The sequence below is a fragment of the Lacticaseibacillus rhamnosus genome, assembly GCF_900636965.1.
GTDB lineage: Bacteria > Bacillota > Bacilli > Lactobacillales > Lactobacillaceae > Lacticaseibacillus > Lacticaseibacillus rhamnosus.
Genome location: NZ_LR134331.1, coordinates 1,596,974 through 1,619,958, shown reverse-complemented (window position 1 = coordinate 1,619,958; position 22,985 = coordinate 1,596,974). Strand labels below are relative to the sequence as shown.

At 48.0% G+C, this 22,985-nt stretch carries 22 protein-coding genes; 19 read left to right on the top strand and 3 right to left on the bottom strand.

Features of this window, described 5'->3' with window-relative positions; translation table 11 throughout:
• Positions 1-127: 127 nt before the first annotated feature.
• The 15 genes from rimP (at position 128) to lepA (ending at position 17,310) form a co-directional block, all read left to right on the top strand.
• Positions 128-607: a ribosome maturation factor RimP gene (gene rimP, locus EL173_RS08270; RefSeq protein ID WP_005684317.1), complete on the top strand. Its 480-nt coding sequence runs from the start codon at positions 128-130 to the stop codon at positions 605-607.
• A gap of 16 nt (positions 608-623) precedes the next feature.
• Positions 624-1,838: a transcription termination factor NusA gene (nusA, locus tag EL173_RS08265; protein ID WP_015764484.1), complete on the top strand. Its 1,215-nt coding sequence runs from the start codon at positions 624-626 to the stop codon at positions 1,836-1,838.
• A gap of 11 nt (positions 1,839-1,849) precedes the next feature.
• Positions 1,850-2,143 carry an RNase P modulator RnpM gene (gene rnpM / locus EL173_RS08260; protein WP_005684314.1) on the top strand — a complete coding sequence of 98 codons (294 nt, stop codon included), beginning with the start codon at positions 1,850-1,852 and terminating at the stop codon, positions 2,141-2,143.
• A 2-nt stretch (positions 2,144-2,145) separates the two neighbouring features.
• Positions 2,146-2,445 (top strand): YlxQ-related RNA-binding protein, encoded by a 300-nt coding sequence (locus EL173_RS08255; protein WP_005684313.1) that lies wholly within the window; start codon positions 2,146-2,148, stop codon positions 2,443-2,445.
• Positions 2,446-2,465: 20 nt separating this feature from the next.
• Entirely contained in the window at positions 2,466-5,255 is a 2,790-nt protein-coding gene (infB, locus tag EL173_RS08250) for a translation initiation factor IF-2 (RefSeq protein ID WP_005689604.1), read from the top strand.
• 548 nt (positions 5,256-5,803) lie between these two features.
• Positions 5,804-6,157, top strand: coding sequence for a 30S ribosome-binding factor RbfA (gene rbfA, locus EL173_RS08235; RefSeq protein ID WP_003565780.1), 354 nt, complete (start codon positions 5,804-5,806; stop codon positions 6,155-6,157).
• A 149-nt stretch (positions 6,158-6,306) separates the two neighbouring features.
• The gene (locus tag EL173_RS08230) at positions 6,307-7,086 is read left to right on the top strand and encodes a DUF475 domain-containing protein (protein WP_005684303.1); all 780 of its coding nucleotides are present in this window, start codon (positions 6,307-6,309) and stop codon (positions 7,084-7,086) included.
• Positions 7,087-7,161: 75 nt separating this feature from the next.
• On the top strand, positions 7,162-8,067 hold the full coding sequence (gene truB / locus EL173_RS08225; protein ID WP_005689602.1) for a tRNA pseudouridine(55) synthase TruB: 906 nt from the start codon (positions 7,162-7,164) through the stop codon (positions 8,065-8,067).
• 7 nt (positions 8,068-8,074) lie between these two features.
• A complete protein-coding gene (ribF, locus tag EL173_RS08220; RefSeq protein WP_005689601.1) occupies positions 8,075-9,022 on the top strand; it encodes a riboflavin biosynthesis protein RibF in 948 nt (315 codons plus the stop codon).
• 1 nt (position 9,023) lies between these two features.
• Positions 9,024-10,169, top strand: coding sequence for a radical SAM family heme chaperone HemW (hemW, locus tag EL173_RS08215; protein WP_005689599.1), 1,146 nt, complete (start codon positions 9,024-9,026; stop codon positions 10,167-10,169).
• Between the two features lie 157 nt (positions 10,170-10,326).
• Positions 10,327-11,373 (top strand): heat-inducible transcriptional repressor HrcA, encoded by a 1,047-nt coding sequence (hrcA, locus tag EL173_RS08210; RefSeq protein ID WP_005684297.1) that lies wholly within the window; start codon positions 10,327-10,329, stop codon positions 11,371-11,373.
• 69 nt (positions 11,374-11,442) lie between these two features.
• Positions 11,443-12,036: a nucleotide exchange factor GrpE gene (grpE, locus tag EL173_RS08205; RefSeq protein ID WP_005715446.1), complete on the top strand. Its 594-nt coding sequence runs from the start codon at positions 11,443-11,445 to the stop codon at positions 12,034-12,036.
• A gap of 29 nt (positions 12,037-12,065) precedes the next feature.
• Positions 12,066-13,925: a molecular chaperone DnaK gene (dnaK, locus tag EL173_RS08200; RefSeq protein WP_005684295.1), complete on the top strand. Its 1,860-nt coding sequence runs from the start codon at positions 12,066-12,068 to the stop codon at positions 13,923-13,925.
• A 112-nt stretch (positions 13,926-14,037) separates the two neighbouring features.
• Positions 14,038-15,198 (top strand): molecular chaperone DnaJ, encoded by a 1,161-nt coding sequence (gene dnaJ / locus EL173_RS08190; protein WP_005684294.1) that lies wholly within the window; start codon positions 14,038-14,040, stop codon positions 15,196-15,198.
• A 273-nt stretch (positions 15,199-15,471) separates the two neighbouring features.
• A complete protein-coding gene (gene lepA / locus EL173_RS08185) occupies positions 15,472-17,310 on the top strand; it encodes a translation elongation factor 4 (protein WP_019728527.1) in 1,839 nt (612 codons plus the stop codon).
• 190 nt (positions 17,311-17,500) lie between these two features.
• Here the strand turns inward: lepA and EL173_RS08180 are convergent, their stop codons facing one another.
• The 3 genes from EL173_RS08180 to EL173_RS08170 all read right to left on the bottom strand — a co-directional run bounded on the left by EL173_RS08180 (position 17,501) and on the right by EL173_RS08170 (position 18,780).
• On the bottom strand, positions 17,501-17,719 hold the full coding sequence (locus EL173_RS08180) for a hypothetical protein (RefSeq protein WP_005689593.1): 219 nt from the start codon (positions 17,717-17,719) through the stop codon (positions 17,501-17,503).
• A 5-nt stretch (positions 17,720-17,724) separates the two neighbouring features.
• The gene (locus EL173_RS08175) at positions 17,725-18,201 is read right to left on the bottom strand and encodes an ASCH domain-containing protein (RefSeq protein WP_005689591.1); all 477 of its coding nucleotides are present in this window, start codon (positions 18,199-18,201) and stop codon (positions 17,725-17,727) included.
• Between the two features lie 207 nt (positions 18,202-18,408).
• A complete protein-coding gene (locus EL173_RS08170) occupies positions 18,409-18,780 on the bottom strand; it encodes a hypothetical protein (protein ID WP_005684289.1) in 372 nt (123 codons plus the stop codon).
• A 314-nt stretch (positions 18,781-19,094) separates the two neighbouring features.
• Between EL173_RS08170 and recJ the strand changes: the two genes are divergently transcribed.
• The 4 genes from recJ to EL173_RS08150 all read left to right on the top strand — a co-directional run bounded on the left by recJ (position 19,095) and on the right by EL173_RS08150 (position 22,825).
• Positions 19,095-21,389: a single-stranded-DNA-specific exonuclease RecJ gene (gene recJ, locus EL173_RS08165; protein ID WP_019728528.1), complete on the top strand. Its 2,295-nt coding sequence runs from the start codon at positions 19,095-19,097 to the stop codon at positions 21,387-21,389.
• The gene (locus tag EL173_RS08160) at positions 21,386-21,913 is read left to right on the top strand and encodes an adenine phosphoribosyltransferase (protein WP_005689587.1); all 528 of its coding nucleotides are present in this window, start codon (positions 21,386-21,388) and stop codon (positions 21,911-21,913) included. The genes recJ and EL173_RS08160 overlap by 4 nt, the downstream gene beginning before the upstream one ends.
• Positions 21,914-21,991: 78 nt before the next feature.
• Complete coding sequence (gene ybaK, locus EL173_RS08155) at positions 21,992-22,492, top strand: Cys-tRNA(Pro) deacylase (protein WP_005684286.1); 501 nt, start codon at positions 21,992-21,994, stop codon at positions 22,490-22,492.
• Between the two features lie 15 nt (positions 22,493-22,507).
• Complete coding sequence (locus tag EL173_RS08150; RefSeq protein ID WP_005684285.1) at positions 22,508-22,825, top strand: DUF960 domain-containing protein; 318 nt, start codon at positions 22,508-22,510, stop codon at positions 22,823-22,825.
• Positions 22,826-22,985 lie beyond the last annotated feature (160 nt).

The following is a 22,985-nucleotide window of genomic DNA, read 5'->3' as shown; positions in this document are numbered from 1 at the left end:
AAGTAAGGTTCTGGCGGTGAGTGAGCAGCGATGCTCACTCTTTTTATTGGCGAACGTCATTTCTGGCGTCCGTTTAGCGTGCCGTCAGAATCTATAGTCTTGAATGAACAATAAAGGAGGCGGTGGCTTGAGTACGCAATCGGTTGTTGAAACCGTGACCGCTTTGGTTAAACCGATTTTGGACGACCATCATTTTTACCTCACGGATGTCGAATTTGTGAAGGAAGGCGGCGGCTGGTATCTGCGGGTGTATATTGACAAGCCAGGCGGCATTACATTAGATGAATGTGTGCTGGTTAGCGAAGCGTTGTCCGAGCAATTGGACGCTATCAATCCGGATCCCATTCCGCAACAATATTTCCTTGAGGTCTCCAGTCCTGGAGCTGAACGGCCGTTAAAACGCGAGACCGATTATGAACAGGCAATCGGCGACTACATTCATGTCTCGTTATTTAAGAAGCTGGATGGTAAGAAAGTTTTCGAAGGTACTTTGAAAGATTTGAAGCCTGACCAGCTGACATTAACGGTCAAAGATAAAAGCCGCAAGTTCGATCAGGTCATTGACCGAAAATTGATCGCTTCTGCACGGTTGGCGATCGAGTTTTAGTGGAGGTAAGAAAAGCATGTCAAAGGAAATGATCCAAGCACTTGATGCCCTTGAGCAAGAAAAGGGGGTTAAGAAAGAGGTTGTGATTGAAGCCTTGGAAGCCGCACTGGTTTCTGCTTATAAGCGTAATTACAACCAGGCCCAAAATGTCGATGTGGAATTTGATCCTAAACAAGGCGACATTCATGTTTATGCGGTCAAAGAAGTGACGGATGAAGTTTTTGATTCGCGTCTGGAAGTCAGTCTCAAAGACGCCTTGGCGATCAATAAAGCTTATGAAATCGGCGATCAAATCAAGTTTGAAGTGACGCCCAAAGACTTCGGCCGTATTGCTGCCCAGACCGCAAAACAAGTCATTATGCAACGAGTGCGTGAAGCTGAACGCAGTATCGTTTATGACGAATACTCACAGTACGAAGATGAGATTCTTCAAGGTGTCGTTGAGCGTCGGGACAATCGGTTCATCTACGTCAACTTAGGCAAGATCGAAGCGGTATTAGGCCGTCAAGATCAGATGCCAAATGAAAAGTATGAAGCTCACGATCGCATTAAGGTTTATGTCACCAAAGTCGAAAATACCAGCAAAGGCCCGCAAGTGTTTGTGAGTCGGACCCATCCTGGTTTAGTAAAGCGCCTGTTTGAACAGGAAGTTCCGGAAATTTTCGATGGCACGGTGGAAATTGTCAACATTGCGCGTGAAGCCGGTGATCGGACGAAGATCGCGGTGCGGGCAACCAACGATGCGGTTGATGCTGTCGGTACAACAGTGGGTCCGCGAGGTGCACGGGTACAGGCAGTGGTCAATGAGCTTTCTGGCGAGAATATGGATGTGGTACAGTGGGAAGAAGATCCGGCTGATTACATCGCTAATGCCTTAAATCCGGCACAAGTGATCGCGGTTCAGTTTAATGATGAAGACAACGATCGTTCGGCGACAGTCATTGTTCCTGATTATCAACTGTCACTGGCAATTGGTAAAAAAGGCCAAAATGCGCGCCTTGCAGCGAAGTTGACCGGTTACAAGATCGACATCAAGCCGGAATCAGAAGTCGAATTCGTTGACGATGATGAATTATCCGAAGCAGAGGTTGAGGCAGCCGCAGCCGCAGCAGCAGATGACCAGGACAACGCCAGTCAAGCACCTAGCGATAGTGCTGAGGTTGATCAGGCAAATGATGAAGCCGATGAAACCCCTGTGACGCCAAGCACCCACGACCAGCCACAGGCATAAGGAGGCGAGCCATGAAAAAGCGTAAGATACCAATGCGCAAGGACTTGCTGAGCAACACGATGATGCCAAAAAAAGAACTTGTCCGAATCGTTAAGAACAAGGAAGATGTGGTCGCAATCGATCCTACCGGTAAAGCTGCAGGACGAGGCGCGTATGTAGCGCTTGATCCTGATGCGGTTAAACGGGCAAAAGGTAAAAAATTGATTGACGCCGCGTTTGGCATTACGATTGATCCGGCCTTTTATGATGACCTTTTTGCTTATGTAGATCATCAAAAGGCACGTCAAGAATTATTCGGCAAGTAACCATGCAAAAACAAGCCGTATTGAATTTATTGGGATTGGCCCGCCGCGCTAGTCGTCTCACCACTGGGGATCAGTTGGTGTTAAGTGCGATTCGCTCAGGCGAGGCAAAACTGGTCTTTGTTGCCAGTGATGCAAGTGCCAATACCCGCAAGAAGTTTTCCGATAAAAGCAGCTACTATCAAGTTCCTTTGGTCACAATGTTTTCCAAAATGGACTTATCGCAAGCCATCGGCAGTGATCGCGCGATGATTGCCGTAACCGATGCAGGCTTCGCTAAGAAGATGCAAGAGCTGCTCACCTAAATTGCAGGGAGCGTGAAGAAATGGGCAAAAAACGCGTTTATGAATTTGCCAAAGAAATGCACGTTGATAATAAAGACGTGCTCGATATTGCCAAGAATTTGGGTATCGAAGTAAAAAACCATATGTCCTCGATCGATCAGGATCAGGAAGCTAAGATCAAAGGGGTGCTGGGCAAGTCTGCCGCAGCTAAGGCACCTGCAACATCAGCAGCGGCAAAACCAGCCAAATCAAAGGCGGCAAGTGCAAAAGATCATGCTCAGAACCAATCCGAAAAGCCGGTCAAGCATGAAAACAAGCCTGCTAAGTCTAACAAAACTGCTGATGGAAAAATCATTTTAAGTAAGTCAACGATTTTACGTCCACGGGGCACTCAGACCGCGCATAAGGCTGGTAACCACAGCAATCAGCAGACTGCAAACGCTAATGCCGGTAACCGTAACAATAACCGCGGCAATAATAACAATCGCTCCGCCAATAACAATAGTAATCGCTCAAACGATCGTAATCGGCGGGATCGTAACCGGCGTTTTGACAATCAGCGTGTGACTGGCCCGATGCCGCGTGCTGGGCGTCCGACCGCTGCCAATGGCAATCCGCGTCCGGTAGCCGGAAATGGTGGCAAGTTTGTTAAACCGGAATCCGAGCGCCAGCAACCTAAGCGTCAACAGACGGCTAAACCAGCTGCAGCGAGTAAACGTTCGGAATCTACTGAACAGCGCCCGCAAGCGACTCGTGCCCAACAACGTCCGCAAACCGAACAGAAACCAGCGCGGACTGAGCAGCGGCCACGAACCGAGCAGCCTGCTGCACAAACCAATCAACGCTTTACAAAACCGGCTGTGGCCAACACGACAGCTAAACCAGCCAGTGCCGGTAGCCAAGACAACCGTAATAGCCGGCGTGGCGGCGGGAATAACAATTTTGGCCGTGGCAACAGCTTTGGGAATCGTAACGGGTTTAACCGCAACAGCAACCGGCGCAACAAGAAGAACAAGCGTCGCCAGCAGAGCCAACCGAAAAAAGAGATGCCACAGCGTAAAGAGCGGCCATTACCGGAAGTTCTGAACTATGAAGTAGGGATGAACGCTCAGGAGCTGGGTAAGATTCTGCATCGCGAACCAGCAGAGTTAATTAAGAAACTCTTCATGTTAGGCGTCATGGTTAACCAAAACCAGAGTCTGGATAAAGATACGATTGAGCTTCTGGCAACGGATTATGGTATTGATGCTAAAGAAAAGGTTCACGAAGATATTTCCGATCTGGACAAAGTGTTCGAGGAAGAAAATAAGAATCAGGATAACTTGCAGCCACGGCCGCCAGTTGTCACCATCATGGGTCACGTTGACCATGGTAAAACCACTTTACTGGACAAGTTGCGGCATACGCACGTGACTGAAGGTGAAGCCGGCGGAATTACACAGCATATCGGGGCGTATCAGGTTAAATTGCGCGATCGTTTGATTACGTTCCTCGATACCCCTGGGCACGCCGCCTTTACCAACATGCGGGCGCGCGGTGCCGATATTACTGATATCGTTGTACTGGTAGTTGCTGCTGATGACGGCGTAATGCCACAGACCATTGAAGCGATTCACCATGCGCAGGCGGCCAAGGCTCCGATCATTGTTGCTGTCAACAAGATTGATAAGCCGGGTGCTAATCCGGAACACGTGATGGAACAGTTGACTGAATATGGTCTCATCCCTGAAGACTGGGGTGGCGACACTATTTTCGTTAAAATCTCGGCTAAGTTTGGCAAGAATATCGATGAATTATTGGAAATGATCTTGCTGGAAGCAGATGTGCTTGAATTGAAGGCCAACCCGGATCAACGTGCAGTCGGTACTGTTATTGAAGCACGTTTGGATAAGGGCAAAGGTCCGGTCGCAACGGTTCTGGTTCAACAAGGGACGCTGCATACGGGGGATCCGATTGTTGTCGGGAACACCTTTGGCCGGGTTCGGGCTATGACCAACGATCATGGCCGCCGCGTTAAGGATGCCTTACCATCCATGCCAGTTGAGATTACTGGGTTAAATGATGTGCCGCAATCTGCAGATAAGTTTGTCGTCTTTGCGGATGAACGGACAGCACGGGCAGCCGGTGAAGAGCGGGCAAAACGTGCTCAGGAAGAAGAACGTAAGAACACGACGCACGTTACGTTAGACAACCTCTTTGAAACGATGAAAGAAGGTCAGCTTAAAGAAGTTGACGTCATCATCAAGGCCGATGTTCAAGGCTCTGTCGAAGCACTGGCAGGCAGCCTTAAGAAGATCGAAGTCAAAGGGGTTCGCGTGAATATTATTCATCAGGCAGTAGGGGCGATTAACGAAAGTGATGTTACCCTAGCTGCAGCAAGTAACGCGATCATTATCGGCTTCAATGTTCGTCCGACTGCGATGGCTAAAGCGCAAGCAGAACAAGACGATGTCGACATTCGTTTGCACAGTGTCATCTATAAGGCAATCGAAGAAGTTGAAGCTGCGATGAAGGGTATGTTGGAACCGACTTATGAAGAGAAGGTCATTGGAACCGTCACCGTGCGTGAAACGATTCCGGTCTCAAAAGTCGGGACGGTTGTCGGCGGCTATGTCGATTCCGGTTATATTACCCGTGATGCAGGTGTTCGCCTGATTCGTGATGGCATTGTTAAGTATGAAGGCAAGCTTGGTTCATTACGCCGGTTTAAGGATGATGTCAAGCAGGTTCGTCAAGGGTTTGAGCTTGGTTTAACCATTGAGAACTACAATGACATTAAAGTTGGTGACGAAATCGAAGCCTTCACGATGGAAGAAGTGCCAGTTAAGTAGTTTTAGTGCGTTTGCCGGTTCATCAGTGGGCTGGTTTACGCTCACATTAACGCGTTCGCTGGCGCAGAAGTCTGCGTGTAAGAACCTCAGCCGCAATGGCCAAAGAGCGGTCATCACGTCTGAGGCCGCTTACACTTCGACTTCTAAGCGCGCCAGCTCACGCTCATATTAACGCGTTCGCTGGCGCAGAAGTCTGCGTGTAAGGACCTCAGCCGCAATGGCCAAAGAGCGGCCATCACGTCTGAGGCCGCTTACACTCCGACTTCTAAGCGCGCTAGCTCACGCTCATATTAACGCGTTCGCCAGCCCAGAAACCTGCGTGTAAGGACCTTGGTCGCAATGGCCAAAGAGCGGCCATCACGCCCAAGGCCGCTTACACTCCGGTTTCTACCCGGGCTGGCTCACGCTCACATTAACGCGTTCGCTGGCGCAGAAGTCTGCGTGTAAGGACCTCAGCCGCAATGGCCAAAGCCCGGCCATCACGTCTGAGGCCGCTTACACTCCGACTTCTAAGCGCGCCAGCTCACGCTCACAGGAGGTTAGTGCAGATGAAACATCGTATCGGTCGAGTTGAGACTCAGATCCAACGGGAAGTTGACGATATTTTGCTGAAAGATGTCAATGATCCTCGGGTTAAAGGCGTGACGATTACCGGAGTCAAACTGACCGGTGATCTGCAGCATGCCACCATTTTCTATAGCATTCTCGATGATGCGCCTGATAAAGTCGAAGCAGCGCAAACTGGTTTGGATAAAGCCAGCGGGTTGATTCGGCGTGAGGTTGGGCAGCGTATTCGGTTGTTTAAAGTACCGGAAATTGAGTTTGCTCAGGACAAATCCGTCCAATATGGTGCGCGGATTGATCAGTTGATTAATGAAGTACGCCGTAAGAATCTCGAATAGTAGTGTTAAAGAATCCCCGTCTCAAGTGATGGGGGTTCTTTTTTTTGACGAATTTAATCCGAAAATTTACCGCATTCTTTTTAAGAGGCTACTTTTTGCTAGCTTCCTTTCTTCTCAACACCTTTAGCTTTCCCATTTAGAACGGTATAATGATAACCATTGAGAAAGGAAGGATTACGATCGCGTTTCTAGGTGACTTATACGGGCCATTTTTTTCCGCGCACAATTGGCAGTCAGCATTTTCGATTGGCGGGCTGATGACGATTTTCAGTTTAATTCTTCTGGAATGTATGTTGTCGGTTGATAATGCGGTGGTTCTAGCCGCGCAGACCGAGCAGCTTAAAGTAGAATCGGAACGTAAGAAAGCCTTAATGTACGGAATGGGTGGCGCGTACTTGTTTCGGTTCATCGCCATTGGACTCGGAACTTACTTACTGCAGTTTTGGCCGATTAAAGCAGTCGGAGCTTTGTATCTTGTTTGGATGAGCGGCAGTTATTTTTATGCAGTGCGTCACCCTAAAAGCAATACGGCCACTCACAAGCACAAAACGCATGGTTTATGGGGAACCATTTTGCAAATTGAAAGTCTGGACATTGTGTTTTCAGTTGATTCGATTTTAGCTGCTTTAGCTGTATCGCCTAACCCGGTGATTGTCTTGATCGGAGGTTGCTTGGGTATTCTGGCGATGCGGATCGTTGCACAGGTGATTACCACTTTCATTGACCGAGTTCCGGAGCTGGAAACGGCGGCTTATGTGTTGGTTGGGTTAATTGCCATCAAACTTGGATTGAGCCTTCCCATGATCCATGTTGAAACTCCTGACTGGCTGTTTTCGGTTCTGGTAGTGGTGATCTTTATCTGGGCGGGGTGGCGGCATGCCGTTCACGCCAGGCATCATCACAGTATGTACACCAAACCGAAGTCGTGAAACTGATGGATTGCGGCTAAGCGATCGTCACGCACGGTTGTCTCTTAATTTTAAAATTTGAAAGGAGCCGGGTTCATGAACGGCATTCTTCCGTTATATAAACCAGTCGGCATGACCAGCGCGGATGCTGTCTATCATGCGCGCAAGATTCTGCACATCAAAAAAATCGGGCATTCAGGCACGCTTGATCCAAGTGTTGATGGGGTGTTGCCACTGGCGATTGGTGCGGCAACCAAAGCAGTCCCACAATTGATGGCCAGTGGAAAGGTCTATACCGGCGAAATTACACTCGGCTTTGCGACAACAACCGAAGATCTTGACGGCGATGTGGTAACGCGCACACCTTTAGCTAACCCGATTACGCAAGCAGAACTTGACCAAGCATTGAGGCAATGGACAGGCGAAATTACCCAGATACCGCCAATGTTTTCGGCAGTCAAAGTTAATGGCAAACGGTTGTACGAGTATGCCCGGAGAGGGGAAACCGTTGAGCGTCCAAAACGACAAGTGACAGTTAAGCAATTCAAACGAACCAGTGAGCCAATATTCGATCCAAAGCAGGGAACGCAGCGATTTAAATTTGAGGCTGCGGTTTCAAAAGGGACTTACATTCGCACTTTAGCCGTTGATGTTGGCCGCACGCTGGGAGTCGCTGCCGTGATGAGTCAGTTGACGCGGATTAAAAGTGGCGGCTTCACCCTCGCGCAGGCAGTGAGTCTTGCGGATCTGGAACAACACGCAAAAATCGGGACACTGTCTGCTGTTATTCAACCGATTGACATCGCATTTGCGGCGTTACCGCAAGTAGATTTGACGCCGGAGCAATACGAAGATGTGACGCATGGTCGGTTTTTAACGCTTAAATTGCAAGCCCCACGGATTCGGTTGCATTATGCCGGGGTTTTAAAGGCGATTTATCGCTTGGATCACGATCAGTATCGACCTGATATGATGTTTTTAACGAATGAAAAGAATGAGTGATAATTGAATGAAAGTCATTGATATTCAACCGCCACTGCAGGCATCAGCGGCACCACCGCAGCCCATTGTCCTAACACTGGGCTTCTTTGACGGGGTCCATCGTGGCCATCAAGCGGTGATTCAAGCGGGTAAACGAGTTGCCCTTGCAAAAAAACTGCCACTTGCTGTGATGACATTTGATATGCATCCGGCGATCGTGTACCGTGGCGTTGCCAAAACGGCGATTCGGTATTTATCGACCCGGGAAGAAAAAATTGCCTTAATGCAGCAATTTGGCGTGGATCTATTGTATTTTGTCCACTTTACACCAGCATTTGCTGCTTTATCGCCGCAAGCATTTGTTGATGATTATTTGGTCGGGCTAAAAGCGGCTGCGGTTGTGGCCGGTTTTGACTATACGTATGGCAAACGCGCTGTGGCCAATATGGCATTATTGCCGGAATATGCGCGCGGTCGCTTTGAAGTCGTCAGTGTCCCTAAGCTGGCTGAGGACGGCAAGAAGATCAGTTCGACCCGTATTCGCGATGCATTAGACCGTGGCGATATTGACACCGCCAACGAATTATTAGGTTATGTCTATCTGACAACAGGCAAGGTAGTTCATGGTGAGGCGCGTGGCCGCTTGCTTGGTTTCCCGACGATTAATTTAACCACATTGGGCCAACAGCGGCTTCCAGGTATTGGCATCTATGCTGTGACCGTCAAAGTTGATGATACTTGGTACTTAGGAATGGCTTCAATTGGCCGCAATGTCACATTTGGAGATGATCGGGCGGTAACGCTTGAAATTAACCTGCTTGATTTTAACCAGATGATCTATGGTAAAACGGTTCAAGTCCGTTGGTACCACTACTTACGCGGTGAGGTCAAGTTTGCCGGTGCCGATGCTTTGATTGCGCAGTTAAAGACAGATGAACAAACCGTTCGCCAATATTTTCGGGTGAGGAAGGATTAACATGGCAGGCGCATATATCCACATACCGTTTTGCGAGCATATTTGTTACTATTGCGATTTTAATAAGGTGTTTATTGAAGGTCAGCCGGTCGATGATTATGTCGCCATGTTGCTCAAAGAAATGCGCATGGTGATGGCAGAGCATCCAGAAGAAAAAATTGAAACGGTTTATGTTGGCGGTGGCACCCCAACAACGCTGACACCGCAACAGCTTGCCGTTTTGTGCCAAGGTATTCGCGATATTCTTCATTTTGATCACGGTGAATTTACCTTTGAAGCCAATCCCAATGACTTACTGACCACCGACAAGTTACAGGTCTTACACGACTTTGGGGTTAACCGGTTGTCGATTGGCGTGCAATCGTTTAATGATGACGTCTTGAAGCGCATTGGTCGGATTCACCGAGCAAAAGATGTTTATACAGCGATCGGCAATGCTAGAAAAGTCGGGTTTGACAACTTATCGATTGATTTGATTTTTCGCCTGCCTGATCAAAGCCGCGATGACTTTTTGAACAGCCTTCAAAAAGCTTTGGCATTGGACTTGCCACATTACTCGACCTATTCATTGATCCTGGAGCGCAAGACGATTTTTTATAATCTCATGCGTCAAGGAAAGCTGCGGTTGCCGACGCAAGACGTTGAAGCTGATATGTACCAAGATGCCATCGACTTAATGGAAGCTCACGGACGGCATCAATATGAGATTAGTAATTTTGCCAAAACAGGGTATCAATGTCGGCACAATCTACTTTATTGGCAAAATGATAAATATTTTGGCTTCGGGGCAGGCGCATTTGGCTATCTCGGTCGTGACCGGTATCATAATTATGGGCCGATCAAACAGTATCTGGCACCGTTGCATGCCGACCATTTACCGGTTCTGGCCCATCATTTAGTACCGGTTTCTGAGCAAATTGAGGAAGAAATGTTTCTTGGCTTACGCACCATGGCAGGCGTCAATGAAGATCGTTTTTATCGCCGCTATCATATGACGGTCGATGCGGTTTACGGCGAGACGGTTCCGGAGCTGGAAAGCCAAGGGTTAATCGAGCGCCAAAATGGCTATATCCGACTGACGAATCGCGGCAAATTTTTGGGAAATGAGGTTTTCCAACAATTCCTACTTGATGAGCCACTGGTCTAATGATGAATCATGCTTCGGATATGACAAAAGATCTAACCGCAGTTGGCTGTTGATGGAACATTTTAGCAATCCTACCTTGACTTTGCTAACGGCGCTTGGTATATTATTTAGTGTATTAGCACTCATGTGAAACGAGTGCTAAAGGTGAGGTGAGAAAATGTTGACGAAACGGCAATTGCTCGTCTTAAAAGAAATCATCCGCCTGTTTACTGAAAGTGGGCAGCCGGTCGGTTCCAAGACGTTAATGCAGGAACTGCCGGTTCATGTCAGTTCCGCCACGATCCGCAATGATATGGCATCGCTGGAAGACGCCGGTTTGATCACCAAGACCCATAGCAGTTCCGGTCGAGTACCCTCGACTCAAGGCTATCGCTACTATCTTGATCATCTGGTCGAGCCAGTGCGTGTTTCCCACCGTGAACTAGCCACGATCAAGCAAGCATTCGGTCAACGCTACAATAAGATGGATGAAATTGTGGCGCAAAGTGCGCAGATTTTATCCAATCTGACCAGTTACACGGCGATCAGCTTAGGGCCAGAAGTGAATAACATTAAATTGACCGGATTTCGACTTGTACCGTTGGGCAATCACCAAGTTATGGCGATTTTAGTGACGAACAACGGCAATGTTGAAAATCAGGTTTTCACCGTTCCTGAAAGCATCTCATCTGACGAGCTGGAAAAGGCGATTCGCATTGTCAATGATCAGCTGGTCGGTTTGCCGCTTATTCAAGTTGCTCAGCGGCTAAAGACTGATGTTCCGTCGATGCTGATGCAGTATCTGACCAGTCCTGAAGGCTTCCTGGATATCTTCGGTAATGTCTTAAAGTCCGCCGCTTCAGAGCGTTTCTATGTGGGTGGGCGCTTAAATTTAATGGACTATCTCGGCGACTCGGATATTCACGAGTTGAAAAAGATTATGTCCTTGATTGATGCTGATCACGGTGATCTTACCGAACTGCTTGGCGGACCGGTTCGCCAAACACCGGTCACGGTTCGTCTAGGTCCGGAGTTAAAGCCAATTGATCTGGCCAATCTCAGCTTGATTACCGCCAGTTATGATGTCGGTGACCACGGCACGGGAATGATTGCCTTATTAGGGCCAACCCAGATGCCGTATTCCAAGATGATCGGACTGTTGGATGTTTTCCGAGAGGAGCTGGCTAAACGGTTGACGGACTATTACGCCAACTTTGATCAATGATAGATGATAACAAGCATCTGTTAACGTTAACCAATTGCGCGAATAGATGTGGTTAAAAGGGAGGATACCATGGCAGAACAAAAAGCAAAGCAAACTGCTGCAGATACCGCCAAAGACGCCAAGCACGCTGCTGACACGCCTGAGACTTCGCTAAAAGAAGAAATTCTGCAGGAAAGCATTGCTGATCTTAATGAGCAATTGAAAACCAGCAAGCATGATGGTGAACAACTGAAGCAAGAGCGTGATGCATTCGAAGACAAGTATTTGCGCGCGGCTGCAGAGATTCAAAACATGAATGCGCGGTTTGAAAAAGAGCAGCAAAAAATGTTGAAGTACGACGGCCAGAAGTTAGCCAAGGCGATTTTGCCGGTAGTTGACAATTTAGAGCGTGCGCTTGCAACCGAAGCCAAAGATGACAGTGCGGCCTCACTCAAAAAAGGTGTGCAGATGGTTTACGATCATCTGGAACGCGCCTTGAAGGAAAATGGCATCACTGCGATTGATGGTGCTGGCGACAAGTTCGATCCGAATACCCAACAGGCAGTACAAACCGTGGCGGCGGATGACCAACATCCCGCTGACACGGTCGCGCAGGTACTACAAAAAGGGTATTATCTCAAGGATCGGGTTCTGCGCCCTGCTATGGTCGTTGTCGCTAAATAATTAATCTGAAATAAAGAAGGTATAAAAATATGAGTAAAGTTATTGGTATTGACTTAGGAACCACCAACTCTGCAGTTGCGGTTTTGGAAGGCAATCAGCCAAAAATCATCACCAACCCGGAAGGCAATCGCACCACGCCATCTGTTGTCGCATTTAAAGATGGTGAAATCCAAGTCGGTGAAGTGGCAAAACGCCAGGCAATCACTAACCCGGATACCATCGTGTCAATTAAGCGTCACATGGGCGAAGCTAACTATAAGGTTAAGGTTGGCGATAAAGAATACACCCCGCAAGAAATTTCAGCGATGATTCTACAGTACATCAAGAAATTTTCTGAAGACTATCTGGGCGAACCGGTTAAAGATGCGGTTATCACAGTTCCGGCTTACTTTAACGACAGTCAGCGTCAGGCAACCAAGGATGCCGGTAAGATCGCTGGTTTGAATGTTCAACGGATTATCAACGAACCAACCGCGTCAGCCTTGGCTTATGGTCTGGATAAAGGTGACAAAGACGAAAAGATTTTGGTTTACGACCTTGGCGGCGGGACATTTGATGTTTCCATCCTGCAGTTAGGTGATGGGGTCTTCGAAGTGCTGTCAACCAATGGCGATACTCATTTAGGCGGGGATGATTTTGATAACAAGATCATCGACTGGCTTGTTTCCGAATTCAAAAAGGATAACAACATTGACCTGTCTAAAGACAAAATGGCAATGCAACGCCTGAAGGATGCAGCCGAAAAAGCCAAGAAGGATCTTTCCGGTGTGACCCAGACGCAAATCAGCTTGCCATTTATTTCTGCCGGCCCCAACGGCCCATTGCACTTGGAACGCACTTTAACCCGTGCACAATTTGACGAAATGACCGCCGACTTGGTTGCTAAGACCAAGGTGCCAGTTGAAAATGCGCTGAAAGATGCTAAATTGACGAATGCAGATATTGACAAAGTAATCTTAAATGGTGGTTCAACACGGATCCCTGCTGTTCAACAAGCAGTTAAGGAATGGACTGGCAAAGATCCGGACCACAGCATCAACCCAGACGAAGCGGTTGCGCTAGGTGCTGCCGTTCAGGGTGGTGTCATTTCCGGTGACGTGAAGGATGTTGTTTTGCTGGATGTTACGCCGCTATCATTAGGGATTGAAACCATGGGCGGTGTCTTCACCAAGCTGATCGACCGCAACACCACCATTCCAACCTCTAAGAGTCAGGTATTCTCAACTGCTGCGGACAATCAACCAGCTGTCGATATTCACGTACTTCAAGGTGAACGTCCAATGGCGGCAGATGACAAGACGCTTGGTCGCTTTGAACTAACCGACATTCCGCCAGCACCACGTGGCGTTCCGCAAATCGAAGTCAAGTTTGACATTGATAAGAACGGGATCGTTCAGGTATCGGCAAAGGACCTTGGCACTGGCAAGTCACAAAACATCACGATCAAGAGTTCCAGCGGCTTGTCTGACGAAGAAATCGAGCGCATGAAGAAGGAAGCTGAAGAAAATGCTGAAGCCGACGAGAAGCGCAAAGAAGAAGTCGATTTGAAGAACGATGTCGACCAATTACTCTTCCAGACAGATAAGACCCTGAAGGATGTTGACGGCAAGGTTCCGGAAGAGGATGTCAAGAAAGTCAAGGATGCGCAAGAAGCACTGAAGAAGGCGCAACAGGAAAACAATCTTGATGACATGAAGCAAAAGCGGGACGACTTGAACAAGCTGGTTCAGGATATGACCGTTAAGTTGTATGAAAATGCCCAAAAGAATCAACAAGCCCAGGGTGGCGCAACGAGTGGCGCAGCCCAAGGTACGGCTGATGACAAGAAGTCGGATGATGACACCATTAATGGTGACTACAAGGATGTTTCCGACGACGATAAGAAATAAGGCATCAGTTCATTAGCAAAAAGCCGAAGCCGCGGCGCGGTTTTGGCTTTTTGTTTGAATTATGCTATGCTAAGTTGGCATTTTCAGTCACGATCTGAATCGAGGAGGAACTATGGCGGATCAGAAAGATTATTATGAGACGCTCGGTGTGAGCAGGGATGCCGATGATGATACAATTCGTAAAGCGTTTCGCAAGCTTTCAAAAAAATATCATCCCGATCTTAATCACGCACCCGGTGCCGAGCAAAAGTTTAAGGAAGTCAATGAAGCCTATCAGGTCCTGTCTGATCCCCAAAAGCGTGCCGCATATGACCAATATGGGTCTGCTGATGGTCCGCAGGGATTCGGCAATGGTGGTCAAGCCGGCGGGTTTAGTGACTTCGGTGGCGGTCAAGGCGGTTTCGGCGGCTTTGACGACATTTTCAGTCAATTCTTTGGCGGCGCTGGCGGTGGTGCACAGGCGAATCCTTCTGCACCGCGGCAAGGAGCCGATTTACAGTATCGGATGGATTTGACTTTTGAAGAAGCGATTTTTGGAAAAGATACCAAGATTTCCTATGATCGTGAAGCTGTTTGTCATACTTGTCATGGTAGTGGTGCCAAACCGGGAACCAGTCCGGTAACCTGCCACAAGTGTCATGGTAGCGGTTATATTCAGGTACAACGCAATACGGCATTTGGCGCAATGATGACCCGCCAAGTTTGTGATGTCTGCGGTGGAACCGGTAAAGAAATTAAAGAAAAGTGCCCAACCTGCCATGGTACTGGTCACGAACAGGAACGGCATACGATTGATGTCAAAGTTCCGGCCGGCGTTGAAGACGGTCAGCAAATGCGCTTGCAACAAGCTGGCGAAGCAGGCACCAATGGCGGACCATACGGGGACTTGTACATCGTTTTCCGGGTCGCGCCAAGCAAGAAGTATCAACGTGATGGCGCCGAGATCTACCTGACGATTCCGTTAAGTTTTGCTCAGGCAGCTTTGGGTGATGAAATCAAAGTTGACACGGTTCACGGACCGGTTGAGTTAAAAATTCCAGCCGGCACGCAAAGTCAAACCAAATTCCGACTCCGCGGCAAGGGTGCTCCACGTCTGCGCGGTAACGGTACCGGTGATGAAATTGTGACCGTTGAGATTCAAACGCCAAAGCACTTAAACGAAAAGCAAAAAGCTGCTTTGATGCAATTTGCAGCAGCTAGCGGTGAAGATGTCACGCCACACAACGGGACGCTGTTTGACCGTGTTAAAGAAGCGTTTAAGGGCGGCAAGTAGGTTAGACGCTTAGTCACTACCAATTGCACAAAACTTGATCCAAATATCGAAAAATCGGTCTTAGAAGTTAAGGCCGATTTTTTTAATGTGGTGAGAACTTTTGACGTATCAGGGTTTAAGTGAACCTTATAACGATGCCAACTTAAACGGCTAGGCTTGCAAGTGCATGAGGCCTTAACCGCTTGATTCGTTAAATACCAGCTTCTACCCGTGTCCGATACGCTCTGCTATAATAAGAACCAAACGATCGCTTAGAAAGTAGGCACTATTTATATGAATCATGAAGAAATGCTGGAACGGCAAAAGCATATCCGCAATTTTTCAATTATTGCCCATATTGATCATGGCAAATCCACGCTTGCGGATCGCATTCTGGAGTTGACAGACACCATTGCCAAGCGGGATATGCAGGCGCAAGTTCTGGACGATATGGCACTTGAGCGGGAACGCGGGATTACGATTAAGCTCAATGCGGTCGAACTGCACTATAAAGCTAAAAATGGCGAAACGTATATTTTCCATTTGATTGATACGCCGGGGCATGTCGATTTTAGTTATGAGGTTAGTCGCAGTCTTGCTGCCTGTGAAGGGGCCTTGCTTGTGGTGGATGCCACGCAAGGTGTTGAAGCTCAGACGCTTGCTAATGTGTACTTGGCGATTGATGACGACCTTGAAATCATTCCGGTGATCAATAAGGTTGACTTGCCTAGTGCCCAGCCTGATGTTGTTAAAGAAGAGATTGAAGAGATGATCGGCTTAGACGCTTCTGACGCCATTTTGGCCAGTGGTAAAACCGGCTTGGGAGTTCCTGAAATTCTTGAGCGCATCGTCTCAGACATTCCGGCTCCTTCTGGCGATGTTAACGCGCCGTTGCAAGCGTTGATCTTTGATTCGGTCTATGATGATTATCGCGGTGTTGTCCTTGATGTTCGGGTTAAAGAAGGACAAGTTAAGGTCGGCGATACGATCCAGCTGATGAGCAATGGCAAGCAGTTTCAGGTTACTGAAGTCGGCGTGATGTCACCTAAAGCAGTGAAACGCGATTTTCTAATGGTCGGGGATGTCGGTTATATCACGGCCTCAATTAAGACGATTCAGGATACGCGCTTGGGGGACACGGTGACGCTGGCAGACCGCCCGGCAGCAGCCCCGCTGAAAGGGTATCGTAAAATCACGCCAATGGTCTATTCAGGCCTGTTTCCAGTAGATAACGCGAAATTCAATGACTTGCGCGAGGCATTGGAAAAGTTGCAACTCAACGATGCTGCGCTTGAATTTGAGCCGGAAACGTCCCAAGCGCTCGGTTTTGGGTTCCGTTGTGGATTCTTGGGCCTCTTGCATATGGATGTGGTTCAGGAACGGCTGGAACGCGATTACGGCCTCGATTTGATCATGACCGCACCGAGCGTGGATTATCAGGTAGCGTTAACAGATGGTTCGGAAAAAACGATCGACAACCCGGCTGAAATGCCCGATGCAAGTGAAATTAAAGAGATCCGCGAACCTTATGTGAAAGCATCAATCATGGTACCTAACGATTATGTCGGACCGGTTATGGAGCTGTCACAACGTAAACGGGGCGAATTTGTGACAATGGATTATTTAGACAAGTATCGCGTGAATGTCATCTACGAATTGCCATTGTCCGAAATTATTTACGATTTCTTTGATGATCTAAAAAGCAGTACCAAAGGCTATGCAAGTCTCGATTATGAGATCATCGGGTATCGGCAAAGTGATCTGGTTAAAATGGACATTTTACTGAATGGTGATCCAGTTGATGCATTAAGCACCATTGTTCATAAAGATTTCGCCTTTGAACGCGGCAAAGCGATTGTTGCGCGCCTGAAAACTACCATTCCGCGGCAACAGTTTGAAATCCCGATCCAGGCTGCTATCGGGAATAAAATTATCGCCCGTAGTACGGTTAAAGCTTATCGTAAAAACGTCTTGGCCAAGTGTTACGGTGGCGATATCACCCGGAAGCGCAAGTTACTCGAGAAGCAAAAGGCCGGTAAGAAGCGGATGAAGGCGGTTGGTTCTGTCGAGGTTCCACAAGAGGCCTTTATGAGCATTCTTAAAATGAACGACGAAGAAAGTCGCGGTAAATAGCGCTATCGAGAAGCTTTGACTAGTGAAATTTTAATCATCAGCGGCTTCTTGCCAACATGAGCTTTAAATGTAGGCAGTTTTACATCTAAATTGTTATTTTATGGTGAATATTCCACTTGCTACAAAACAGGCACTCAAGAGACAAAATAGTCAGTCTCTTGGGTGCCTGTTTCTGATTGGGTTGCCTGGCTCAATTTTTGCGATGCTCCTGAACCATGTCCTTTGCTTTGTGGGCGAGTTGGCGCTCAGGCTTAAACAGTTGATATGCGCCATAAGAGACCAGCCCGCCAATTGCGGTGAGACCAAAAACGAGGACATAGATGGTGGCATCTAGTGTCGGATGCGGAATGTCTTCGAGTTTTCCGGTTACTTTCTTTTCAGCTAATGTTGTTCGTTGTTTGAGCCGCATGCTTGTCACCTCGTTTGAACAACCGGATAAACGGTATGAAATTCTTCGATAACGACCATCGAGGATTCGGGATCGAATTGAAGGCCATTTGCCTGATATTCACGGCGGAAGAAGGCTTCATGGGCGCGGCGCCAACTTGCTAACGACTGGGAGCCTTCACCTTCACGTTTGGCAATGACAGCATCGACTTTTTCAAATGGCGTGACAAAGACATTATCCGTGAAAGTCAGCGCCACTGGTCGATCATGACGATCAAGGATAATGTTGTAGACGCCGGCTATCGGTAATGGGTCCTGCTCGATGGTATAAAGCTCAAACCCACTTGAAGTCGCAGTTTTCTTGCCCGCTTTAACCAGGTCAGCAAGTTCATCTGCCAATTCAGGACTGCCAAGTTGATAGGCATCCTCGTAAGTGGCCGCGGGTAAATCCAATGCCGCTTTCGCCGTCGCAAAAAAATCGTCAAGTACTTGTTGGTCAGCCATGGCTTCCACGTCCTTTCTTTATCATCATTATCACATAATTAGTACGTGTCTGCATGGTTGTCACACTAAAAAAATTAACCTGGCTTGGTTAGGTGCTTTTTGGAGGCAATTGATGTCATGGACACAAAGACTGCTGCTGCTAGCAAACAAGCAAGCTAAAATAAAAAATCGACACTGATAAACAGCGCCGATTTTTTAGAATTTGCTTTAGAAAACCTGTTCATCGACTTTGCGCATGACAATCTTTGGAACAGTCAAGCCAAGTTCATTTGCTAAGGTCTTCATTGCTTCTTCACGGGTTTTAATTTTATCCATATCCCAGATGATGTTGGCAATGCGGCCATTTTCATAATCAAAAGGTTCCTCGTAGAAGTAGTCATCGTCTTTGTCTTGGTGCAGTTTAGCGGAAACCTTTTTTGACAATGCCCGCGTATAATCGCGATCGATCATTTCCGGAACGTCTTTTTCGGTTACATAGCCAACCTGTTCAATTTTTTTGGCGGCCTTATCGACAGCCTCATCGGAAACTGTAATCTTCTTGCCCGCCTTTTCATTGAATTGGTCTTGAGATTTTGCCATGGTACTTCCTCCTTAAGTCGTTATCGCGAAAAAGAGCTAATCCACCATGACCGGTCACAGTCAAGCGGACTAAGATCACACGGTAACGCTTTGTCTAATAACGGCAATACAGCGGTAACTGCTTGCCTGTTTGAAGTCGCTGACTGGAGTTGGGCTTGTTAACAACTTAATTATATCACGCTTTTGATGACCTGAACGGGTTGGTTAGCGGAAACGGCTGCCCTTTTTGCTAAGTTGACGAAAACTTGGCGCAAGCGGTTAATTCAAACGGGTTTGTTTGGTATACTGAATCGGTTAGAAAGGAACGAAAACATATGACGCAGTATCAATGGCAACTTGCAGAACAACCGGATCCGGCAACGACACAACAATTGAGCCAGACATTGGCAGTCCCGCCGTTTCTGGCGACGTTGTTGTGGCAACGTGGCATTAAAAATAAGCCAGACTATGAGGCCTTTGTGCACCCGGACATTAGTCGGTTGCACGATCCGTTTGCCTTACACGATATGGACAAGGCGGTTGCCAGGATTTTGGAAGCAATTGAGCAAGATCAAAAAATTACGATTTATGGTGACTATGACGTTGATGGCTTAACCAGCAGCTCGATCATGTTGGAGACACTGCAAAGCTTGGGCGCCGAGCCTGATGTTTTTATTCCGGATCGGTTTACTGACGGGTATGGTCCCAATGCGGAAGTTTACACCTACTTGCAAAAAACCGGCACGCAATTGGTCATTACAGTCGATAACGGGGTTGCCGGTGCAGCCGTCATTGATCCTGCCCAAGCAGCCGGCATGGATGTTGTGGTTACGGATCACCATGAGTTGCCTGAAACGCTTCCGCATGCCGTAGCGGTCGTCCATCCCCGCCATCCCGAGGGCCACTATCCGTTTGGCGATCTTTCGGGTGCAGGCGTTGCTTTCAAAGTGGCAACGGCCTTACTTGGCGAGCCGCCGCTAGAGAGCATTGATCTGGCAGCATTAGGCACGATTGCCGATTTGGTTAAGCTAACCGATGAGAATCGGATCATTGCCCAGTTAGGGTTGAAAATGATCCAAACACAACCGCGCGTCGGACTCGCCGCCATTTTAAAAGAAGCCGGCGTGGCACCGGAAACAGTCAATGAAACCACGGTTGGCTTTGTGATTGGTCCGCGGCTGAATGCTTTGGGACGAATGGGTGATGCGAATCCCGGGGTGACATTGTTGACTACCTTTGAAGAGGATGTCGCTGCCGAATTGGCGCAACAAGTCGGCAAGTTAAATCAGGAGCGGCAAGGGTTGGTCAGCAAAATTGCCCAAGAGGCCCTCACCATGGCCCAGACGCCGGAAAATCAAGCGGCCAAAACGCTGCTGCTTGCCAGTAAGGGATGGCATGAAGGGGTTGTTGGGATCGTTGCCAGTAAAGTGGTGGAAGCTACCGGTAAACCAACTTTGATTATGAACATTGCCGATAATGGCGTCACGGCTAAAGGTTCTGGCCGTTCGATTGAAGCGTATCACTTGTTTAACGCGCTAGAACCGGCTAAAGACAAAATGGTTCATTTTGGCGGGCATCATATGGCAGTTGGGTTAACGGCTAAAACCGCTGAACTATCAGCCATCCATGCGCAAATGGAAGCAGCCGCGTCAACCATGCTCAAGACCGTGCCTAAGCCAGCGCTTCCGATTGCTGCGCGCCTGGAAGTTGGCGACTTAACGCTAGAGCATTATGAATTAATTCGCCAGCTAGCACCATTTGGACAAGGTAATCCGGAACCGACTTTTTCCGTGCGGCCCCAAGTGGTTCAGAATGTGAAGCCGATCGGTAAGGAAAATGCCCATCTTAGATTTCAAATTGATCAAGGCGTCAATGTCATCGGGTTTGGTTTTGGGTCTGCAGCGGCAACATTAGCTGAGGCTCAAGCTATTAAATTAGCCGTTCAACTGGATCAGAACACCTGGCAAGGCAATACCAGCTTACAACTCATGCTGAAGGATTATGCGTTCAAGCAGCCTCAAGTCGTTGACTGGCGGATGCCGACAGTTGATGGGAGCCAATTCAAGGCGCAACGGAATTACGTCTTCTTTGATGCAAAGGTCAAACAACAATTCGAACATCAATTTTCGTTTGGTGGGCCGACCATGCTAGCTGAGCAAGTCACAACGTCACTGGCTGATGCGGTTTTGGTTGACTTGCCTAAAGATCGTGGCCAATTGGTGACGGTTATGCAGCACATTCAACTGCCGGTGACGGTCATGTTTTATGGTGCACCCAGTCGGTTAGTGGCAATGCCGACGCGAAGTGAATTTGGTGCTGTTCTGCATTTTCTAAAAGCACATCCCGGCTTCGATAAGCATCATATTCCGGCGATTGCCAAGGCCGTCCATTTGACTGTCCATCAAGTGATCTTGGCGATTCAGGTGTTTTTCGAGCTTGATTTTGTTACAATAGAGGGTGCTTTTATTTCTCCCGTCACGGCACCGGCTAAAAAGCCATTGCAAACCGCCAAAGCTTATGTTGCGCGCGAGGCATTTTTAACGCTTGCTCGCCAACTGCAAACCATGCCGCGGGTTCAGCTTGAAACGATGTTGGTGACAGAGCATTCAGACAGTGAGGTAGGATCATGACCATCAATTTTAAAGATTACATCGCCAGTGTGAAAGATTTTCCGGAACCGGGGATTATTTTCCGCGATATTTCGCCTTTGATGGCTGACGGTAAAGCTTATGCGGCTGCGACAGACGAAATTGCCGCCTATGCCCAAGACAAAGGGGTCGAAATGATTGTCGGCCCGGAAGCCCGCGGATTTATTGTTGGTTGTCCTGTGGCGTATAAGCTGGGAATCGGCTTTGCACCGGCACGTAAAAAAGGCAAATTACCGCGGCCAACCGTTAAAGCCAGCTATGATCTTGAATATGGTGAGGCCACACTTTACTTACACAAGGACGCCATTAAACCGGGACAACGGGTACTGGTATGCGATGACTTACTGGCAACTGGCGGCACGATTGCAGCAACAATTCGCCTAGTCGAGCAATTAGGCGGCGTCGTGGTCGGGACAGCCTTTTTGATCGAGCTCAGCGATTTGCATGGGCGCGACAAGATCAAAGATTATGATATGTTCACGTTAATGTCTTACACCGGCGCATGATGGTGGCATTTTCGCAAGCCTTGTTCTAGACTTTTAAGTGAAAGCGTCTGAATGGAAATTTCGTAAGGAGGGATCGCAATGGCTAAACATCATAAGACAGATAAAACCTTGGTCGAAAAAATGTTGGACAAAGCGGGTATTGCCTATGTGCCTTATGAATTTCCGACTGAAGAAGTTGGCGATGTGGCGCAGTTGACGGTTGATCATCTTGATGTTCCGGAACACCAGATTTATAAAACCCTGGTACTAACGGGGAACAAGACGGGACCGGTGATTGGCGTTGTGCCGTTAGATCGGCATGTTGATTATAAAAAGCTGAGTAAGGTTTCCGGCAATCGCAAAGTCGGCATGGTACCGCTGAAAGATCTCATGAAAACGACAGGGTATGAACACGGCGCCAACACACCTATTGGCATTCATGAGCGTCACAAGTATCCGATTTACATCAGTCAAGAAGCCGAAAGTCAGTCGTCAATCATTGTGTCAGCCGGTAAAATCGGTCGTTCCGTTGGCGTTGATCCTAAGGTTTTAGCAAAGTTTGTTGATGCTGAGTTTGCGGATATTGCCACGCAGGACTGAAGAAAGGAGTCGCATATGTTTGCAGCAAATCATAGTCGATTCGCGACTTTTGGCGTTATTTCAAACCTGCCGGGCGAGATCATCGACAGTATTTGGCTCATCATTGATCGCAACTTACAAGGCGTCGTTCCGCTCAATAATTTGTTGCGTTTTGATCTTCAGAACCATCAAGGCAAACTGACGATTCATTTCAGTGAAGAAGGCGCTCAAACCGAGATGTCCGTGGATTTACCGTTTCCATATGATCCCAGTTTTCCGGATACGGTTATGGCCTACGATGATGGGGAGAGTCAGACGATCCTTTTGCCTGAAGAAGGGCATCGTGAATCTTAACTTTAATTGGCGGGTGACACTCGTCAAGAAAAAAAGAAAGTCAGCATCGGACCGTGGTTGTTCGGTGCTGTTTTTATGCGGTAGTGGTAGTCATGATGGCACCTGCGAGGTTGTCACAGAGGTGAAGGCAGTCAAATGATCGGACTGTTTTAAAAGGAGC

Bases quoted from the DNA above. Each gene is read 5' to 3' on its own strand.
- nusA (WP_015764484.1), top strand. From the start codon at position 624: ATGTCAAAGGAAATGATCCAAGCACTTGATGCCCTTGAGCAAGAAAAG.
- truB (WP_005689602.1), top strand. From the start codon at position 7,162: ATGAACGGCATTCTTCCGTTATATAAACCAGTCGGCATGACCAGCGCG.
- EL173_RS08255 (WP_005684313.1), top strand. From the start codon at position 2,146: ATGCAAAAACAAGCCGTATTGAATTTATTGGGATTGGCCCGCCGCGCT.
- dnaJ (WP_005684294.1), top strand. From the start codon at position 14,038: ATGGCGGATCAGAAAGATTATTATGAGACGCTCGGTGTGAGCAGGGAT.
- EL173_RS08160 (WP_005689587.1), top strand. From the start codon at position 21,386: ATGACCATCAATTTTAAAGATTACATCGCCAGTGTGAAAGATTTTCCG.
- infB (WP_005689604.1), top strand. From the start codon at position 2,466: ATGGGCAAAAAACGCGTTTATGAATTTGCCAAAGAAATGCACGTTGAT.
- EL173_RS08180 (WP_005689593.1), bottom strand. From the start codon at position 17,719: ATGCGGCTCAAACAACGAACAACATTAGCTGAAAAGAAAGTAACCGGA.
- EL173_RS08150 (WP_005684285.1), top strand. From the start codon at position 22,508: ATGTTTGCAGCAAATCATAGTCGATTCGCGACTTTTGGCGTTATTTCA.
- EL173_RS08175 (WP_005689591.1), bottom strand. From the start codon at position 18,201: ATGGCTGACCAACAAGTACTTGACGATTTTTTTGCGACGGCGAAAGCG.
- EL173_RS08230 (WP_005684303.1), top strand. From the start codon at position 6,307: ATGATAACCATTGAGAAAGGAAGGATTACGATCGCGTTTCTAGGTGAC.
- hrcA (WP_005684297.1), top strand. From the start codon at position 10,327: ATGTTGACGAAACGGCAATTGCTCGTCTTAAAAGAAATCATCCGCCTG.
- rnpM (WP_005684314.1), top strand. From the start codon at position 1,850: ATGAAAAAGCGTAAGATACCAATGCGCAAGGACTTGCTGAGCAACACG.
- rbfA (WP_003565780.1), top strand. From the start codon at position 5,804: ATGAAACATCGTATCGGTCGAGTTGAGACTCAGATCCAACGGGAAGTT.
- dnaK (WP_005684295.1), top strand. From the start codon at position 12,066: ATGAGTAAAGTTATTGGTATTGACTTAGGAACCACCAACTCTGCAGTT.
- grpE (WP_005715446.1), top strand. From the start codon at position 11,443: ATGGCAGAACAAAAAGCAAAGCAAACTGCTGCAGATACCGCCAAAGAC.
- EL173_RS08170 (WP_005684289.1), bottom strand. From the start codon at position 18,780: ATGGCAAAATCTCAAGACCAATTCAATGAAAAGGCGGGCAAGAAGATT.
- ribF (WP_005689601.1), top strand. From the start codon at position 8,075: ATGAAAGTCATTGATATTCAACCGCCACTGCAGGCATCAGCGGCACCA.
- ybaK (WP_005684286.1), top strand. From the start codon at position 21,992: ATGGCTAAACATCATAAGACAGATAAAACCTTGGTCGAAAAAATGTTG.
- lepA (WP_019728527.1), top strand. From the start codon at position 15,472: ATGAATCATGAAGAAATGCTGGAACGGCAAAAGCATATCCGCAATTTT.
- recJ (WP_019728528.1), top strand. From the start codon at position 19,095: ATGACGCAGTATCAATGGCAACTTGCAGAACAACCGGATCCGGCAACG.
- hemW (WP_005689599.1), top strand. From the start codon at position 9,024: ATGGCAGGCGCATATATCCACATACCGTTTTGCGAGCATATTTGTTAC.